At 60.3% G+C, this 17,721-nt stretch carries 19 protein-coding genes; 17 read left to right on the forward strand and 2 right to left on the reverse strand.

What is annotated here, in order from left to right; genetic code table 11:
- Positions 1–184: 184 nt before the first annotated feature.
- The 3 genes from ACFFNA_RS40760 (at position 185) to ACFFNA_RS40770 (ending at position 2,769) form a co-directional block, all read left to right on the forward strand.
- The gene (locus tag ACFFNA_RS40760) at positions 185–442 is read left to right on the forward strand and encodes a hypothetical protein (protein WP_378926129.1); all 258 of its coding nucleotides are present in this window, start codon (positions 185–187) and stop codon (positions 440–442) included.
- Between the two features lie 547 nt (positions 443–989).
- Positions 990–2,228 carry a DUF1173 family protein gene (locus ACFFNA_RS40765; protein ID WP_378926132.1) on the forward strand — a complete coding sequence of 413 codons (1,239 nt, stop codon included), beginning with the start codon at positions 990–992 and terminating at the stop codon, positions 2,226–2,228.
- 214 nt (positions 2,229–2,442) lie between these two features.
- Positions 2,443–2,769, forward strand: coding sequence for a hypothetical protein (locus tag ACFFNA_RS40770; protein ID WP_378926134.1), 327 nt, complete (start codon positions 2,443–2,445; stop codon positions 2,767–2,769).
- Here ACFFNA_RS40770 and ACFFNA_RS40775 read toward each other — a convergent pair.
- Complete coding sequence (locus ACFFNA_RS40775; protein WP_378926136.1) at positions 2,726–3,325, reverse strand: thermonuclease family protein; 600 nt, start codon at positions 3,323–3,325, stop codon at positions 2,726–2,728. The two genes, ACFFNA_RS40770 and ACFFNA_RS40775, sit on opposite strands and share 44 nt — an antisense overlap.
- Positions 3,325–3,858: a hypothetical protein gene (locus ACFFNA_RS40780; protein ID WP_378926138.1), complete on the reverse strand. Its 534-nt coding sequence runs from the start codon at positions 3,856–3,858 to the stop codon at positions 3,325–3,327. Before ACFFNA_RS40780 ends, ACFFNA_RS40775 begins: the two co-directional genes overlap by 1 nt.
- Before the next feature lie 251 nt (positions 3,859–4,109).
- On the opposite strand from ACFFNA_RS40780, the gene ACFFNA_RS40785 reads away from it, so the two are divergent.
- The 14 genes from ACFFNA_RS40785 to ACFFNA_RS40850 form a co-directional block, all read left to right on the forward strand.
- A complete protein-coding gene (locus tag ACFFNA_RS40785) occupies positions 4,110–4,811 on the forward strand; it encodes a lytic transglycosylase domain-containing protein (RefSeq protein WP_378926140.1) in 702 nt (233 codons plus the stop codon).
- A gap of 12 nt (positions 4,812–4,823) precedes the next feature.
- Complete coding sequence (locus tag ACFFNA_RS40790) at positions 4,824–5,132, forward strand: TrbC/VirB2 family type IV secretion system protein (RefSeq protein ID WP_023819752.1); 309 nt, start codon at positions 4,824–4,826, stop codon at positions 5,130–5,132.
- Positions 5,133–5,137: 5 nt separating this feature from the next.
- Positions 5,138–5,446 (forward strand): VirB3 family type IV secretion system protein, encoded by a 309-nt coding sequence (locus ACFFNA_RS40795; protein ID WP_095204906.1) that lies wholly within the window; start codon positions 5,138–5,140, stop codon positions 5,444–5,446.
- Positions 5,447–5,492: 46 nt separating this feature from the next.
- A complete protein-coding gene (locus ACFFNA_RS40800) occupies positions 5,493–7,859 on the forward strand; it encodes a VirB4 family type IV secretion/conjugal transfer ATPase (RefSeq protein WP_378926143.1) in 2,367 nt (788 codons plus the stop codon).
- A gap of 8 nt (positions 7,860–7,867) precedes the next feature.
- Positions 7,868–8,755 carry a hypothetical protein gene (locus ACFFNA_RS40805; protein ID WP_378926144.1) on the forward strand — a complete coding sequence of 296 codons (888 nt, stop codon included), beginning with the start codon at positions 7,868–7,870 and terminating at the stop codon, positions 8,753–8,755.
- A gap of 41 nt (positions 8,756–8,796) precedes the next feature.
- Entirely contained in the window at positions 8,797–9,480 is a 684-nt protein-coding gene (locus ACFFNA_RS40810) for a type IV secretion system protein (RefSeq protein WP_378926146.1), read from the forward strand.
- A 226-nt stretch (positions 9,481–9,706) separates the two neighbouring features.
- Entirely contained in the window at positions 9,707–10,777 is a 1,071-nt protein-coding gene (locus tag ACFFNA_RS40815; RefSeq protein ID WP_172235066.1) for a TrbL/VirB6 family protein, read from the forward strand.
- 13 nt (positions 10,778–10,790) lie between these two features.
- Complete coding sequence (locus ACFFNA_RS40820) at positions 10,791–11,522, forward strand: VirB8 family type IV secretion system protein (RefSeq protein ID WP_378926148.1); 732 nt, start codon at positions 10,791–10,793, stop codon at positions 11,520–11,522.
- A complete protein-coding gene (virB9, locus tag ACFFNA_RS40825; protein ID WP_378926150.1) occupies positions 11,519–12,355 on the forward strand; it encodes a P-type conjugative transfer protein VirB9 in 837 nt (278 codons plus the stop codon). The genes ACFFNA_RS40820 and virB9 overlap by 4 nt, the downstream gene beginning before the upstream one ends.
- 109 nt (positions 12,356–12,464) lie before the next feature.
- Complete coding sequence (virB10, locus tag ACFFNA_RS40830; RefSeq protein WP_378926152.1) at positions 12,465–13,697, forward strand: type IV secretion system protein VirB10; 1,233 nt, start codon at positions 12,465–12,467, stop codon at positions 13,695–13,697.
- Positions 13,663–14,706 carry a P-type DNA transfer ATPase VirB11 gene (virB11, locus tag ACFFNA_RS40835; protein WP_378926154.1) on the forward strand — a complete coding sequence of 348 codons (1,044 nt, stop codon included), beginning with the start codon at positions 13,663–13,665 and terminating at the stop codon, positions 14,704–14,706. The genes virB10 and virB11 overlap by 35 nt, the downstream gene beginning before the upstream one ends.
- A gap of 61 nt (positions 14,707–14,767) precedes the next feature.
- Positions 14,768–17,011: a type IV secretory system conjugative DNA transfer family protein gene (locus ACFFNA_RS40840; RefSeq protein WP_378926155.1), complete on the forward strand. Its 2,244-nt coding sequence runs from the start codon at positions 14,768–14,770 to the stop codon at positions 17,009–17,011.
- 220 nt (positions 17,012–17,231) lie between these two features.
- Positions 17,232–17,555, forward strand: coding sequence for a type II toxin-antitoxin system RelE/ParE family toxin (locus ACFFNA_RS40845; protein ID WP_378926156.1), 324 nt, complete (start codon positions 17,232–17,234; stop codon positions 17,553–17,555).
- Positions 17,552–17,721: helix-turn-helix domain-containing protein (locus tag ACFFNA_RS40850; protein WP_378925654.1), on the forward strand; the 170-nt coding region annotated here is incomplete at its 3' end. The genes ACFFNA_RS40845 and ACFFNA_RS40850, both read left to right, overlap by 4 nt.

The raw sequence follows: 17,721 nt of genomic DNA on the forward strand, positions 1-17,721 counted from the left end.
TTGATCCATGAGGGGCCATCCTATCTCTATTGATCATTATAATGACGCCTGATCTGTGATATTATAATGATCAACACCGAAATAGGAGGCTCTCTCTCTCATGTTCATGAGGTTCGCGTTCGCAATTTTCGCCGGCGGCGTGCTCGCTTTCTTCGCCCTGCCCGATCGGGAAGCCGGCCTTCGCATGCTCAGCTTTTCCACTGCTTTCTTGATCCTGTCCCTCACCGCCGTCTGTGTCATCGCGTTTCTGACGCGCAAACTCGGACGTTATCGTCTTCCCTCCTCGTTACAGCTGTCGCGCTGTGATGACGATCTTCCTTTACATGACGCTGCAAAGCCCGATCGCTCCCCTTGGTCGACATCCGGCGTCAACCCCAAGGATCCGAACCTCATCTGGCAGTACCGCCTCAACGATCGGCGCCTTGGCCGCTTCAAACTCTAACAGTCCCAACGCGCCAGCAACCGCTAAATCACGCGCACAGACCGTCCGCCGGTTTCATCAGGTCTGCGATCCGCCTGATACGGTAACGCAAATGATTAGACGCCTTTGCGCAAGGCGACGTCCCGAGTTCCAAAAGGCTTCGTGCGCCCAATACCACTGCCAGCTCATCGTCTACGACCACTGGCGCCTGGCAGTCGAGACGGCCGCTACTTCGTGCATCTTCGCCAAGAGGATTTGCAGACCGCCAACCTGTCGGCGATACGGCCCGACGGGTTGAGGGAGACCGGTAATTTACCGTCTGGGGAGCGCGGCAACCACCCCATCTCTGGGGTCGAATACGGGTTGTTAGGCCCGCGCAGTCCATGAGCGTCGCTTTGTTCGGAGCGAAAGCGAGGCGGTGGAATGGACGGTCCCTCTGACGCGGCGACGACCCCGCCTTAACCACGTCAATCCATGGGAAGCAGCGTTGATACCCAAGGGGTTGAATGAGACATCGGTTCAATGATTTAATCATAGGGTACACGATCTAAAGTCGGATGGCATCCTTATGAGTGACTTTGCTATTCTGGGTCGAACGGTTGGCCCACAGCATCCGGAAATTCAGACGCTCTTGCGTCAGGCGCGGGACAAGCAGGCCCGTGTCTTGTGTTTGTGTCGCCATCCCGGAGCGCCGATGTACATTGCCACCGTCAGCGAGGAATTGATCGTCAAGCGCATGCCGAACACCGGCAAGGACCATGCGATAGACTGTGATCGCTATGAACTGCCCCTTGTCCTGTCAGGAAAGGCGGAGATCCTGGGTCAAGCGATCATTGAGGATCCTGCATCGGAGACGGCGCGGCTGAAGCTGGCTTTCGCACTGACACAAGGCAAGGCGCGACAGGGACCATCCGGCGAGGGGACTGCGCGCCACACCGTGAAAGCCGATCCGAAGAAGCTCACGCTGCGAGGCTTGCTTGACTATCTCTGGGAAGAGGCGGAGCTGACATTAATGGCGCCTGGCTTTGTGGGAAAAAGAAATTGGGGGTTGGTCCGGAAATTTCTTTGGGGCGCGGCCGATGCAAAGTCGAGCCAGAAGTTCCAGTTGCGCGAGCTGCTGTTTATGCCGGCAATGTACTCGCCTGAACTCAAGGATCGCCTGGCAGCGGACCGGGAGCGGGCTTTCGCGGCGGCAGCTAGGGCGAAGCACAAGAAGATCGTGATCGGAATTGTGAAATCGCTGGATCCCGCCCGGTTTGGTGGCAAGCTGTCGATCAAGCATATGCCCGACGCGCCGCTCTTCCTGGATGAGAAAATGTTCAATGCAGTGCCGAAGCGCTTTGCAGCTGAATTAGACCTGTGGCGACTGCACGAAAATTCGCGCCTGATCACCATCGCAACGGTCATGCAGATGCCGTCCGGCATTCTGTCGATCGACGAAATCGGCTTTATGAACGTGACGGAGAATTGGATTCCGTTTCAGCACAACGACGAAAAGGAATTGATCGAGGTCCTGACCGGGGAGCATCGGCGGTTTGTGAAAACGTTGCGCTACAACGTGCAGCCGGCGGTGCCGATGGCTTTCGGTCTTCTGACCGACGTTGACCAACAGGGAACCGCGCTTTTTGTCGTACCGCACGATGCCAAGGAGGCGGTACGGGCGGAATTCGACCATCTGATTTCAAGCTGCGAGCTCGAGACCTGGCGCTGGGACGCAAGCGGCCCCCGGCCGGCGCTACCCGGCAAACAGCAGCGGCTTTCGCCTCCGACCGGCAGGCGGGCTTTGGAATATCGACCGAACAACTGAAAAGCCGAAGTGCGTGCGAGGCTGCCGCTGTAATCGGACCAAGCCAGGAAACAAAACTCGTGAACAAGCGAAAGACAAGATAACGGCAATCATTGGATGCGGTTGGCGAGGGTCCGTGAGAGCGACGAAGCGCGGGCGACGGCTGGCGCACCCGTAGGGCAGGCTTCGCCTGGGGGCTTGCGCCTGGCGCCGGCGTTTGCGCTGGAAGCGATCGTTGATCGGGGCCGTGACCAGGGAGTGCGAAAAGGAGAAAGCGATACTGAAGAAATTCGACATGGATCCGGGAACGGGCATTGTCATCGCAACAGTCCTCATTTTGGTGCTGTCCGGCGCCCGGCTTTTGAACCAGTGGGACAGTCTATCGTTTTGGCGAGAGCCGGGGCTGATCGCGGCTATTGGTCTCGGATTGATTTCGGCGATTGCGCTTGCCGTCGCGTTCGTGGTCCGGCGATGGCCTCCGCAGAATGTACAGTATGATCCAACGCGCCGGGGACCGGTTATCGATTTGCAGGCGGATTCGAAGACTGACCAGCCTGGTTAGATGCGTTTCGGATATCGCGGAGGATGATGGAATTCGGATCGGGCACGTCGTCAAACTGCCACAGACCAAGGTGCTGCTTTTTAGCGACCTCCTGCGCGACGATATAGGGAGCATGGACCGGAGCGCCGTTCGGAGTGACAGCCGCGAACGCCCAGCCGGTCGAGATCAGCGCCGTGCCGAGATCGATGCGAGAACCGGCCGCGGATCCTGAAGTAGGCTGCGCGACGCAAACGACGAAGCGCGTTTTGGTCGCGGCCTGCCAGGCGGCCGTGTAGCATTGAGGTTTGAGATCCCGGATGAGAGAGACGAGCATTGCAAGGCTTGCCTCCCCGCAATCGACATGCCCCCCTGCCCTATTTGTGAAATATGTGCCTCGCAGGCAGGCTTGAACGCCGTAGAGACGGTGGGTCTCACCGGCATAGGTCCAGCTGTCGCCGGTGCTGAACGATGCTGTGGCGGGGATCGGAAACCAGGGATTGGATTTGTCCTCGGCCAGTGCCGGAACACTGGCGAGGACGGCCGCGAGAATGCCGGCGGCGGCGAAGCCGGGTTTCATTATTGATACCTGCTCAGATTGAACCAGAACCGCTGTTTGCCGTCGGTCGTCGTGAGATCGAGATAGTTTGGCTCCGTCCTCTGCTCGCGCCGCGTCACGGCCGATGTTGGACGCGCACCGTAACCCGAACCTCTCGGGTTCGTGCCCCAAGAGGCATTCGTTGCATTCCGCGCAGCACAGAAAGCGCCGTTACTGTCGGGCTTGTAGACAGTTTGCGAGCGAGAGCTGTTGTCGCTCCCGCTTGATTCCGTCTCGGGCGAGACGGCGATCGTGCCGTCTGGGCAGGGTTTGAATTTCTCATATCCGATACGACCGGAACTGCCGGCCTCGGGGCACTGGGGCCAGGGCTCCCCATGCGCGACCATACGGAAAGCGCGCTCGACCGGAGGCACACATTCCCCGACGCTCGCCCAACCCTGCGGGTTGAGGATGCACAGCAAGACCTTGCAGCCAAAATCATCAGCATGGGCCGGCGCCGGCGACAGAGCCGCCAAGGTCGGCAAAAACGCCACGACGGGAAGAACCTTGCTCATTTTCATTGTGCCTGCCTCAATTTCGCGATTGCAGTTCATCGATTCATTGTATTAATTCAGCATAAGAGAATCGGCAACGGTGCAGGATTATTTTAATGATTCGATCCCGCAAAACGGCACTTGCAGCGGGTGCGATCCTGGCGACGTGCCAAGCGGCGTCTGCACAGGAAGCTTCGCAGAAATTCCAGGACCGAGTTACGGCACCTGCCACGCGCAGCGTTAATGCTGCCGTCGACGTGAATGGCCGGGTGATGCCGGCCTACCAGGTTGAAAGCCAGGCCGTGCAGCGGATCGGTGCGGCGGGAGGTGCTGACCGCGCGGCCGCTACGGTGACATCGACCTTGGCTGACAACCCATGCCCCGGCGTCGCTGCCCTGTCGAAGGAAGAAGGACAGCGGATCGTCGAAGCGGTCGCGCGCCAGCAAGGCTTTGCCCCGCCCCTCGTCCTCGCGGTTGCCCGGGCCGAAAGCCGCTTCAATTCCGGCGCGCTATCGCCCAAAGGGGCCTATGGCCTGATGCAACTTCTGCCGTCCACGGCGGTAAGCTACGGTGTCAATATCTGCGATCCAGCGGACAATGTTAAAGGTGGGATCGGCTTTCTGCGGGATCTGCATCGCAAATTTCCGAACCCGATATACATGCTCGCCGCCTACAATGCCGGCGAGATCGCGGTTCTCAAATATAAGGGCGTGCCGCCCTACCCCGAGACGGTTGGCTACGTCGCCAACGTCATCAACGATTTCTACCAATGGCCATCGGTCGGGTCTGAGGCAGTGATGCCCGCCGGGCCGGTGAGCCTTGACCTGGCCGGCGTTCAACCGGCTGCGGCCGCCGCGGCCGATCAACGAAATGATCCGACATCCCGCACCAACTCCCGCAATGGCAGCACAATGACGTCTCGCGAAGCGACGGCGCCGGCCTGGCAAGGCGGGATGGTGCAAAACTTTGACTGAGGAGAAGCTTTGATGACCTTGTGGAAGATGTTTGCTGCACGCAGCACTGGTGTGGCGATGCCGCTCATGCTCTTGGCAACGCAGGCGATGGCTGGGGGCGGAAATCTCCAGCCGGTGCAAAGCACGCTGCAGACGTTGGTGCAGACCTTGACCGGGCCGATCGCGACGGCTTTGGCGGTTCTGTTCTGCATTTTCATGGGCTTCATGGCCTGGGCGGCACGCCTGTCATGGTTTGTGGCCGGAAGCTGGGTCTTGGGTATCGTGCTGGTCTTCGGCTCGGCCCAGATCGTCGAATTCTTTCAATCCGCGGTCGGAAGGTGATCGGCATGGCAGACGGCCGGATCGATCCTGGCGAGCCCAGACTGTTGATCACTCCGCTGGTCAAGGGCTTGACCCGAGCGCCGACGGTGCTCGGCATCCCCTACGAGCTAGCGGGGTTCATCGGCGTGCTGACCGCTGTCGTGTTCCTTGCAACCCATAATCTGATCATGCTCTGTATCTGCGTGCCGCTCTATGCGGTTACCAGGATCGCGATCATGCGCGATCCCATGTTCATCGAGATCATGTTCATCCGTTCACGAAAGATGCCGCCCCGGAGCGCCAGCTTCTGGGGGGCGCGCAGTTACCGGGTGTGATGTGGCGATCGCACGGGCTCTTCGCGATGAACTGAGTTTCGGGGCCGTGTCTCGTCGGGAGAATCCGGTTTCGGCCCACATACCCTATTCGCGGCATATGTCCGACGAGGTGATCAAGACGCAGGACGGCATGTTGATGTCCTTCGTTCACATGAGCGGACTGTGCTTCGAGACGATCGATATCGCCGAGATCAATTCGCGCCTGCTCGGCCGCAACGATCTCATTCGGGGGTTGGCGAACTCCCGCTATGCGATCTACTCGCATATCCTGCGCCGCGAGGTGAAGCCGGCGATCGAGTCGAGCTTCGAGAATAAGTTCTGCCAAGAGCTGGACCAGCGCTACACGGCGGCCCTGCGCACCCAGCGCATGTTTGTGAACGACATCTACCTGACGATCGTGCGGCGCGAGCTGCAAGGCACGGTCGGGACCGCGGATCTCGTGATCCGCAAGCTTTCGGGACGAAGGGCTGCGGACGGTCGCTCTTCGAGCGAGGAGCGGGCGCTGATCGAACTCACGGACGTGATGAAAGCCGTCCGAGAGAGCCTGCAGGCGTATGGCGCGCGGGTTCTCACCGTCGTCAAGCGCAGTGACGTTTGGCATTCCGAACCGCTGGAATTCCTGGTGCAGCTCGTCAATGGCGGATTGCCGCGGCCGATGGCACTGCCGCGCATGAAACTCGCGGAGGCGCTAGCGACGAAGCGGCTGTTCTTTGGCCCGAATGCGCTGGAAATTCGCGGGGCGTTCCCTGGCGAAACGCGATACGGCGCCATCATTTCGGTCGGCGAGTACCCCTCCATTACGGGACCAGGGATGCTCAACCCCATGCTGAAGGTGCCGCACGAATTCATCGTGACGCAATCCTTCGCCATCATCGACAAGCCCCAGGCGCTGACCCAGATGGAGCGGGTCGGGCGCAAGATCGACATGTCGGATGAAGCCGGCTCGATCGTGGCCGATCAACTCGGTGAAGCGCGCGATGAGCTTCTGTCCTCGGACGCGCTCTATGGCTTGCATCATCTGACGGTGCTGTGCCTCGGGAAAACCATGGACGACGTGGCGCGCTGCGTGACCGATGTCGGCACGGCGCTGACGGAGGTGTCCGCCCTGTGGGTTCGCGAGGACCTGAATTGTGAACCTGCGTTCTGGGCCACCCTGCCTGGCAATTTCGCCTATGTGGCGCGCAAGTCGATGATCTCATCGAAGAACATGGCGGGCTTCTCGGCCTTCCATAACTATCCGAGCGGCCGGACTGGCGGGGTCCATTGGGGAACGCCGATAAGCGTCCTGGAGACGACGTCGCAAACGGCCTACTTCTTCAACTTCCATGTTCGAGACCTCGGCAACTTCACCCTGAACGGTCCCTCGGGCTCGGGCAAGACGGTGCTGCTCGGCTTTCTCGCGGCACAGGCGCAGCGCATTACGCCGCGCCCCAAGCTGGTGATGATCGACAAGGATCGTGGCCTGGATATCTTCGTGCGGTCGCTTGGCGGCCGCTATGAGGTTCTGAAGGCCGGGGAGCCTTCCGGCTTCAATCCGTTGCGCCTGCCCGATACGCCGCGCAATCGCGAATTCCTCTTCCAGCTTTTCAGCTTCATGCTGCGTCGATCCGACGGACACGCCCACTCGACGCGCGAGGAGCAAGTCATCCGCAACGCGATCGCCCAGGTGGCGAGCGCGCCGCCCGAAGGTCGAACCATGGAGGAGTTCGCCGAGCTGTTGCGCGGTGCGATGCGCGCCGGCGATGACGATCTCTATTCGCGCTTGCAGCCATGGATGAGGCCGGATCAGCGCGGTTGGTTGTTCAACAACGCGGAAGACTCGTTTTCGATGTCGTCCATTTTCGGCTTCGACATGACGAGCGTGTTGAGCGACGCAACGACCAGCACGGCGGCCTTGCTCTATATCTTCCATCGCATCGAGGAGCTGCTTGACGGGCAACCGGTCATGATCTTCCTCGATGAAGGCTGGAAGCTCCTGGACAATGATATTTTCAGCTACTTCATCAAGGACAAGCTGAAAACCATTCGTAAGCTGAATGGCATCATCGGCTTCGGCACGCAGTCTGCGGCGGATATTGTGAAGTCGTCGATTGCCAACACGCTGATCGAACAGACGCCGACCAATATTTTTTTCCCCAACCCGAAGGCCGACGAGGAATCGCACAGGGCGTTCGGGCTGTCTGAGCGCGAGATCAAATGGATCCGCGAAACCCCGCCCGAAGCACGCAAATTCCTGATCAAGCATGATCAGGACAGCGTCATTGCGCGCCTCAATCTGGGCGCGATGCCTGACGCGATCAAGATCCTCTCCGGTCGAATTGAGACGGTTCAGGAGCTCGACGCGCTGCGCGCGCGCGTCGGCGACGATCCGCAGGTTTGGTTGCCAATCTTTCTTGGGAGGGACCCGGAATGAAGACCATTATGGGCGCGATGGCCGCCCTTGTGACGATTTTCCCGGGATCGACGGCGATGGCGGCCGTGCCGGTTTCTGACAGCCCGATCTTGTCGCAGCGGAGCGAGGACAAGGCCGACAAGGTTCAGATCAAGCTCATCCAGGAGGACACGAAGTCCGCCACGCAGGGCGTCAATTGCTCGGTGACGACGCCCAAAAAGGCGCAGAACGTGAAGAGCCCGAAGGCTTCGGTCGATCCGGCGAGTGGCCAGGCGTCCTTGGAACAGGCCAATCCGGACATCAAGGGCTTTTCGGCGTTCGCCTCGACCGGGTCGGGATCTGGCGCTGTCGGCGGCAATGCCGGTGAAAGGGGCCAGTTGGATATCACCAGTCAGATTCTAGGGGGCATGAATGGCAGCATGTCAACGGTGGCTCCCAATAAGCAGTCCTTCGAGACCATGGGTCAGGATATCGGGACTGACAAAACGGTCATGGAAGCCTTCGACAGCAACAGCGCAATCCGCGCCCAAGGCGGGCTGACCTTCAACGAGGTGATCCAGGCGACAGGGTTCTTCGCCCAAGCTTTCAACGTGCGGAACATCGGCACTGCCACACTGACAAGTCGGGGATCCTCCGGCCTGGTGGTGCCCACTCCCGCGTCCCCGCCGCCTGGCTCGGGCCCGCCGCCTGGCTCGGGTGGCTCGACAAGCTGTCCCGGGGCTACAAGCGGCGGCGGCACGGCCGGCAACCCATGCTGCCCGTCGACGGACGGCGCATGCACGGCGCCGCGCACGACCGACACGGTTGAAAACGTCTCGCCCGTGCTTTCGCAAATCCAAAGGGACGCCAACAGCGCCCCCGTCACAATGACGACCGACGAACTGATGTCGGCTGTCAAGCAATATCAGGCTCAATAGGAGAAAGCGCTATGCGTGGAATTCCGTTAACAGCGGCACTCTTGCTTGGCCTTGGCGGTATCGCCTTTGCGCAAGTGCCTACGATCGACGAGGCTAATCTGGAACAGGCTCGGCAGATTGCATCGGCCACGAGCGAGATCCTCAGCACCGACCGCAACATCATGAACTATACCCAAAAGACGCTGCAGGCCGTCACGGGCGACCGGTCGAGCCAGGCCGGCCAGCTCGCGCAGATGGCCTTGGGCAATGGCGGCTTCTCCATGGGGGACGCGCCTTCGCTTGGTAGCGTGATCTCGGGCGGCTCGTTGTCGTTCGCCGGCCTCGGCAATGGATCGCAGGGCATCGTTTCGAACATGATCAATGGCTTGCAGCTGGTGAAAACCATTTCGGGCCTGATCAATGGCCAGACGACGCAGATGGATAAGAACTACAGCGCCCTGGTGAACGTCGCGGCCACTGTTACCGGGCTGGTGGACTCCTCGCAAAATGGGGTGAAGACCCGTTCCAGCGCTTTTCAGTCGGGCGCTCAACGGATCGGCACGGCGCAGGACATCAAGGGCTCGATCGATCAGAACAGCCAGATCATGGTGCAAACGGGTCTGACCGTGAACGAACTGATCGGCGCGGTGAATACCGCTACGGCGGCCGCCAATCAGGAAAACATCGATCGTATGAACCTGATCACGCAGGCCTCGCGGGGGCTCGAATACAAGTCCGGCCGATGACGGTGCGCTTTCTTCTATCAACGGCCGCCATCATTGGCGCTGTCGCGACCTCGGGGTGTGGCCACAAGCCGCTCAAGGCTCCATGCTCGCGCGACGAGGGACCGATGCAGCCGATGGCGTTCGCGGCGCACGAACCAGGAACAGAAGCGAAGAAGCCATTCGAGTGCGGTCCGATGAAGGCACTCAATAGCGATCCATCTTTGTTTCCAGGTGGGACGTCGAAAAAATGAACTTCAATATCACCACGCTTCTGCAACAGGTCGACAAGTTCGGCAATAACTATGTATCGCAAGCCTACCAGAACCTGGCGTCGGCCCTGACCGGCGGCGGACAGGGGGGCGTCGCCGGCCTGATGCTGACGCTGTACGTGATAGTCTGGGCCATCAGCATCTGGCAGGGAACCTCGACGGGATCGGGAAAAGAGATGATCTGGCGCCTGTTCCGCGCCTTCGTCATCTACGCTCTGGCGACGAGCTGGGGGGACTTTCAAACATATGCCTATTCGTTCGCGAATGAGACACCTGCCGCGATTGGGAACAGCCTTCTCACGAGCGTTTCGGCCAATGTGACCGGGACATCGGCCGGGCTGAACTCCGTCAACTCCGTGCAGACGGCCCTGCAAAACATCTGGGATTCGCTCGCCAATTCCACCGCCGCCTTTATCAAGAGCCTTGGCGTGTTGAACTTCGGCGGCTACGTACTGGCGGCGATCATCCTTGTCGTCGGCGCGCTGCTCATCGGCTATGCGATCTTCCTCATCATCCTGTCGAAGATCTTTCTTTGGCTTTTGCTGGCACTCGCCCCAGTGTTCATCATTCTTATGCTGTTCGGCTACACGACCCGGTTCTTCGCCGGCTGGGTAACCGCGATCGTCCAGTACATGTGCGTGCAGATTCTGGTCTACGCCTTCTGTGCCTTCTTCATCTCGATCACCCAGACCTATTTCGACGCGGTCAACCGGTCGAATGGTGCTGCGACAACGACCTTGACCGAAGCCGCGCCGCTGATCCTGATCTGCCTCGTCGGTGTGCTGCTGCTGTCGCAGATCACCAACGTTGCCGCCTCGCTCGCGGGCGGAATTGGTATTGGAACACCTTCGTTTGGGCGCTTCTACGGCGGCGCCTTCGCAGCGATGGGCCAAGCCGGTCAGCGCAGGCTGATGGGACGCTTGGGCTGGAGCACGCGGCAGGAACGCCTGGCGGGTCGCGAGCGGGCGCGCGTGAGCCTCGCACAGAGAAGGTATGAGAATTCAGCGGAATATGCACGGCTTTCCCGAAAGCTGACGGATCCCGGATAGGTTTGGGGCACCAATGAGCGATGTGAAGGAAAGCGCTGGGCGACCGGCGAAGAAAACCGAGTCCCCCTTGCCCTACTACGTGGATGCGGCAATCTGGGAAAAAGATATCGCGCGACGCAATCGCTGGTCGCGATCTCTGGCGTGGTGCGTGGCAAGCGTCGCCTCGGTCATTGCCGTTGCAGCCGTGGGCGCGCTGATCCTTGCGCTGCCGCTCAAGACTTATGAGCCCTACATGGTGGTGGTCGACAAATCCACCGGGTTTGTCGAGGTCAAGCGGCCGCTGGCCGACGGTCCTTTGCAGCAGGACGAGTCGATGGGGATGTTCGATATCGTCCGTTATGTGAAGGCTCGCGAGACCTACGATCCGAAGGCGCTGAAGGACAACTTCGATCTCGCGCAATTGCTGAGCGCCGGCGATGCCTCGAGGGAGCTCGTCGAGCTTTTCAGCCCGGCGAACAAAGTGACGAACCCCGTCGTGCTCTACGGGCGAAACACCGTCGTGGCCGTGACCGTGAAGTCCGTGACATTTCCCAATCAAAGGACCGCCCTGGTCCGGTTCATGACGGAGGAAAAGAGCCAGGCGAACACCGTGCAGCGGCATTGGGTGTCGTTGATCCGGTTCCGCTACACCGGCGTGCCGGCAAAAAACGAGATCCGCTTTGAAAACCCGCTCGGCTTCCAGGTACTCGAATATCGGCGCGATCAGGAGACGGCGCCGGCACCCACCGCGGAGACACCGCAATGAAGGTCGCCGGCATCCTGATGGCAATCGGGCTCGGCATTTGCGCGGTTCAGTCGGCCCTTGCCGAACAGACCCCTCGGGCGGGATCTCGTGACAGTCGCATTCGCTTCGTCTGGTATCAGAAGGACGATGTGGTGTCGGTGCCGGCCAGCTATGGCGCCTCGACGATGATCGAATTCGGCGATGACGAGAAAATCGAAACCCTCGGCGCTGGCGACGTCCCGGCCTGGAGCATCGAACCCAACAAGAAGGGCAATGTGCTCTTTGTGAAGCCGATCGAGAAGAATGCGGGCGGGAATCTCAATGTCCTGACGAACAAGCGCAGCTATGTGTTCTTCCTCAACGGCGAGTTTCGGCCGGTTGCACAACAGGTCTATGTGATCAAGTTTCGCTATCCCGAAGAGGCGTCGGACGCGGCGCTGATGGACGAAGCCCGGGCTCGGGCGGCGCAGCCGAACCGGCAGGGTTTCAAGGCCGAAAACGCCAACTCGTCCTATGCCTATAAGGGGTCGTCGGCAAATAAGCCGCTCGTGATCTACGACGACGGTGTGAAGACCTGGTTCCGCTTCGATCCAGCAAGGGAAGTGCCGGCGATCCATGTCGTTGATAGCGAGCGCAATGAGACCCTTGTGAATTATCGCCGCGAGGGCCCGTACATCGTCGTCGACAAGGTCAATTACCAATGGACCCTGCGCAACGGCACCGAAGCAACCTGCGTCTTCAATCTGAGACTGAACAATGTGAACGAACCGACCGGGCTTGAACCTTACGAACCGCAGCGTGTCGGCGGTGGGACTGTTCGGAAAGTGAGGGGACCCGATGCCATCTCCCAATGAGTACAGAATGCTCGCTGAGGAAGGCACGGCGGTCGCCGCGCCAAAATTCGGGGCAAGCACATTCTTCAAGATCGCGGTTCCGCTGGGTGCGGTGGTCTTCGCCGGCTGGATGATCTATGCGGCGACGCGTGCGCCAGACAAGCCGCTGTTGACGGCGTCGGATGGCGAGGAGTTTCACACCACACAGTTTCCCGCACCGGGGCTCGATACGCCGCGCCCCCAGCTTGATAACGGCACCCTGAAAATTCCGACAGCTCCCGAAGAGCCGCCGGCGACGCCGGCACAGCCGCCGTCGACCGTCGAGGCTCCGCCTCCCCCTCCACCAGCCTTGCAACCGCCTGCAGCTCCACCACAGGTGCAGGATGATTCCGAGGCCCCTCGTCTGGCTGAGGAAGAACGGCGCAGGCAAGAAGAAGAGGAGCGCCGCAAATGGGAGCGCTTGCGCGCCAAGCAGCTCGTCGTCGATAGCGGCGATGCGCTTGGCAGTGCGTCAGCATTGGGCGGCAATGGTACGGATGCAGCGGCGGCCGGAAACGCAGGCGAGGGCGAGGAGGACCCCAATCGGCGTTTTTTGGCAAGGGCGAGCCAGAGCGGAGCGGATACATCGAAGGCCACGATGAACCCGCGCACGGACGCTCTGGTCGCCCAAGGGACGATGATCAAGGGCGTACTCGAGACCGCGATCCAGAGCGATCTTGCCGGTATGGTTCGGGCCGTCGTGTCGGAGGATGTGTGGTCCTTCGACGGTCGCAGGGTTTTGATCCCCGCTGGCTCCCGCCTTATCGGTGAATATCGCAGTGGCCTCGCAACCGGCCAAACGCGAGTGTTCATAGTGTGGACACGCCTGCTTCGATCGGACGGCATGTCGGTGCAGCTCGGTTCGACGGGCACCGACGAGCTCGGTCGCAGCGGCATGCCGGGCGAGGTCGACAACCATTATTTCGAGCGGTTCGGCTCGGCGATCCTTCTAAGTGTCGTGGGCGGTGCGACGCAATTCATCGCCAACCTCGGCAACGACCAGAATGGGTCGAACACCAACCAGACCTACACGGACCCGCAGACCGGACAGACGGTGACAAACCAGACGCAGCCCAACCAATACCTGCAGAGCGCCCGTCAGATCGGCGCGCAACAGGTCTCGCAAAGCCTCAACCGCATTGCCGAAGAGGCGCTTCGCAATTCGATCAATATCGCGCCCACGATCCATGTCGATCAGGGGTCGCGCATCATGGTGTTCGTCCGCCGGGACCTCGATTTTTCGGAGTTCTATCCGGACCCGGTACGCGAGGCGTTGACGGAGATACGACGTGAGCGGGCAGCAAAGAACCGTCTTCCTAAATAAGGCACTGGCGCCGGTGCGGCGCTGGCTCGACGACGATCGCGTGGTCGAAATCTGTGCAAACGGGCCTGGACTTGTGTGGGTCGAAATTGTTGGCTCGACACATATGGAGCCCTTCGACGTCCCCGAGCTCGACCGCGCCGCGATCACTTACCTCATGGAACGTATAGCGGCGTCATCCTCGCAATCGATCAGCGAGGAAAATCCCTTGCTTTCAGCCGCCCTCCCCGGCGGCGAACGCTTCCAGGGCGTGCTTGCGCCGGCGACGCCGACAGGAGGCGCCTTCGCGATCCGCAAGCAGGTCGTGAAGGATATGCGCCTTGATGATTACCGGAAGCGGGGGTCGTTCGATACGATCTCCGTCCAGGATCCCGGCGAATTGAGCGAGACCGACAGCGCCCTTTGCGAATATCTCGACGCCGGCAAGATCGAGGATTTCCTCCGCCTGGCCGTGCGGGAACGGTATTCGATCTTGCTTTCAGGAGGCACATCGTCGGGCAAAACGACGTTTCTGAACGCGATTTTGCACGAGGTGCCTTCGGATGAGCGGATCCTCACCATTGAGGATACGCGAGAGGTTAAACCACACCAGCCCAACTATCTGCCCCTCGTCGCATCAAAGGGCGACCAGGGCCTGGCGCACGTGACCGTTGAAACGCTGCTGCAAGCCGCCATGCGATTGCGGCCGGATCGAATCTTCCTGGGCGAGATCCGGGGAGCGGAAGCCTATTCGTTCTTGCGCGCCGTCAACACAGGTCATCCCGGATCGATCACGACGATCCATGCGGACAGCCCGACCGGTGCGTTTGAGCAGCTGGCATTGATGGTCATGCAGGCTGGGCTCGGGCTGAGCAAGGCAGAGATCATCGATTACGTGCGGTCGGTCCTGCCGATTGTGATCCAACAAACGCGCCGGGGCGGCTGGCGCGGAACTTCGGCGATCTGGTTCAACCGCATGACCGAATGGAGAGCCGCCAGAAAGGTTCCCCATGTCTCGCGTATTCGCTTATAGGCTTCTCCTCGGCCTCATCGGCCTTGCCGCCTTCTTTGCCCTTTGGAGCCTAGCCTACGAGATGGTGGCGACATGGCGGTGGAACCCCGCCCTCCCCTCTGAAGGCGCCTCGCGCTGGGGGCTTTTAAAATACCAGAACGCGCAACGCAGCCTAAGCGGCCTGTTCGTTGCCTGGCAGCATTTCAGCCAGCGCCTGGCCTATCATCCCACGCAGGGCGAGACGATCATTCGGGGCGCGATCGCGGTCGCGGCTGTCGTGGCGATCGGCGTCGGCCTGATCTTTGCAAGCTTGATCAACCGCAAGCCAAAGCACTACGGCGATGCGCGGTTCGGCACGATCATGGACGCCGAAAGGAAAAACCTGCTGGCAAAGCAAGGCTTGATCCTCGGCAAGATGGGTGGGGCGACGATCCGCTCGGACGATCCCGCGCACGTCTTGGTGGTCGGGCCGACCCGATCCGGCAAGGGCGTCAGCTTTGTCATTCCGAACGGTTATATGTGGCGAGGATCCTCGGTGTGGTTCGATCCGAAGCGGGAGAACTTCGAGGCGTTCGGTGCACACCGGCAGGCTCTCGGCGACAAGGTCTTTTTCTTTTCGCCCGGCGAGCAGGATTCGCATCGCTATAATCCGCTGGATTTCATCCGGCGCGATGCGCGCATGCCGACGGACTGCGCGGTGGTCTCCTCCTTCATCATCCCCGAGGCGACAGGAAGTTCCGAGATCTGGGCGCGCGCCGGCCGGCAGCTGCTTTCGGCCATGATCGGCTATGTGCTGACGTCACCACGCTATGAGGGGCAGCGTCATTTGCGCGCCGTCGCGATGCTTCTTTCGACCGGCGTGGATTTTCTCAGGGTGCTGACGAATATCCGCAATGACGAGGAAAAATATCTGCCTTCGTGGGTCGTGCACGGGCTCAACCAGTTCATTGCGCTGGAAAAGGAAACGCGAAACTCGGCCTACTTCAACATGACGGCGGCTCTCAGCCCCTGGACCAACGATCTCGTTGCAGCCGCTACGGCGTCGACCGATTTCGATATCTCGAAGTTTCGCAAGGACCCGACGGCTCTCTTCATCGGCTGCTCGGTGGCGCAGCTCGACGTGTTCCGGCCCATCATCAAACTCCTGGTTCAGCAAATCCATGATGTGCTGATGGCTTCCTCGCCAGGCCCGGACGAGCCCTATCAGGTCCTGGTGATGATCGACGAGTTTCGCCAGCTCGGCAAAATGGAGTCTATCGTTTCCAAGCTGGCGATCAACGCGGGCTATGGCTTTCGCATGGTCCTGATCCTGCAGGATCTTGCCCAGCTTGACGAAGTCTATGGAAAAGCGACGCGGCAGACCACGGTGTCCGCGTGTCAGGTGAAGCTTTTCATCCGCATGAACGACGTGGAGACCTCGGAACATGTCTCTGTAATGCTGGGACCGACCACGATCGAGGTGGCCACACCGATCATCAGGGCTGGTCAAGGTATATTTGGGGGCCGAGACAAGAGTTTAAGTTATCAGGAAAGGCCATTCCGGACGGCGGCGGAGCTGCGGCAAATGCCGGCGAATCAGGCCGTGGTTCTGGTCTCAAGCTCCCCTGGTTTCCTGGTGCGCAAGATCACCTATTATAAGGACGCTCCCTATAAGGCGACCTACCGGGAATTTCGGCACCGGCGCTTGAAGGTTCCCCCTCTCTCACGATGGCAGGATCTTCCGCTGCGCTCGATGGCGGACGTCGAAGCGGCGGCTAACACCGCGCCAGCGGCACCTTTCGAGTTGGGGGAACCCGATACCGTCGAAGCGCCGGTTTCAGGCGATACAGCCCATGCCGATGCGGTGCCGCCTGCGACTTGTGCGGCGGCTGAAAGGGTTGATCCCATCGCGTTAAAGCCGAAAGTAAAGAGCGACAGCGCGGACGCACCACAGGCGCTGCCAAGCTCAGGCCTTCCAACAGGCGGTGAGGCTGAAGCAAAGAGCGAGGTCGCCGCTGAAGTTCCGGAGTTGAAGCCGAAGCGGACCGATCAGACGGCCGATGATGCGCCGCGGCCGCTTCCCACCCTTGGCCGGCGATCGGCGCAGGCAGCATCAAAGACGTCCGACCCGAGTGCGTCTGAAGGCAAGGCGAGTGTCTTGCAATTCCAAGTCCGGCCGGGAAACAAGTCCACGTCGATCGCCGCGCTGCTCGCATCGCTCGATCAGGAAGTGGAGGCGGGCGCTCGTTCCCTGTCACCGTCAGTGGATAGCGAAGCTGTCGAAGGGGCACCGTCAGCCGCTGTTGAGGCGCTGCAGGATCAAATTAGACGGCACGGCGATCGCTAGGACGTGAAATTCGGTTGAATACAAATGAGCGATTTGTGCCTTCGGTGCCTATGTCGAGTGTGAGAACGAGACGAAGCGCCCCTAATCCGATGGCGGGCGCATCGAACCGTTTCGTTGCGCCTCCCGGTTCTTGGTGGGACGTGAGCTGATTGCTGGTCCGTAAAATGCGATTGATTTTCACTCTAGCCAACCTGTATCAAAACCGATACAGTGCACCTCGATGAAGGTGATTGAATGGCTTGGAAGCAGTAGGGCGGATGTTCGAGCGTTTCCTGACGATGCGCGGATAGAGGCCGGCTGGCAGCTCGAACTTGTCCAGCGCGGCGACGATCCCGACGACTGGAAGCCTATCCAGATCGTGGGGGCCGGCGTCAGGGAAATCAGAGTCCGGGAGGCATCGGAAGCGTTCCGCGTCATCTATCTGGCAACCCTGGAGGACCGCGTTTTGGTGCTTCATGCGTTCCACAAGAAGGCACAGGCCACATCCAAAAAAGACCTCGATCTGGCGGCTCAACGGCTAAAACGATGGAAGGCAGAACGATGAACGTAGAAATCTATGAGAACGTCTGGGACGCCCTGGCGGACACCGAACAAGAGGCAGCAAATCTCAAGGCGCGCTCGGCGCTGCTCTACGAAATCCGTAAGGCAGTCCAGCGTTGGGACATTCCTCAGGAGGAAGCCGCCAAGCGGCTCGGTCTGACGCGCCCTCG

The sequence above is a fragment of the Mesorhizobium kowhaii genome (assembly GCF_042431665.1).
Taxonomy (GTDB): Bacteria; Pseudomonadota; Alphaproteobacteria; order Rhizobiales; family Rhizobiaceae; genus Mesorhizobium; species Mesorhizobium kowhaii.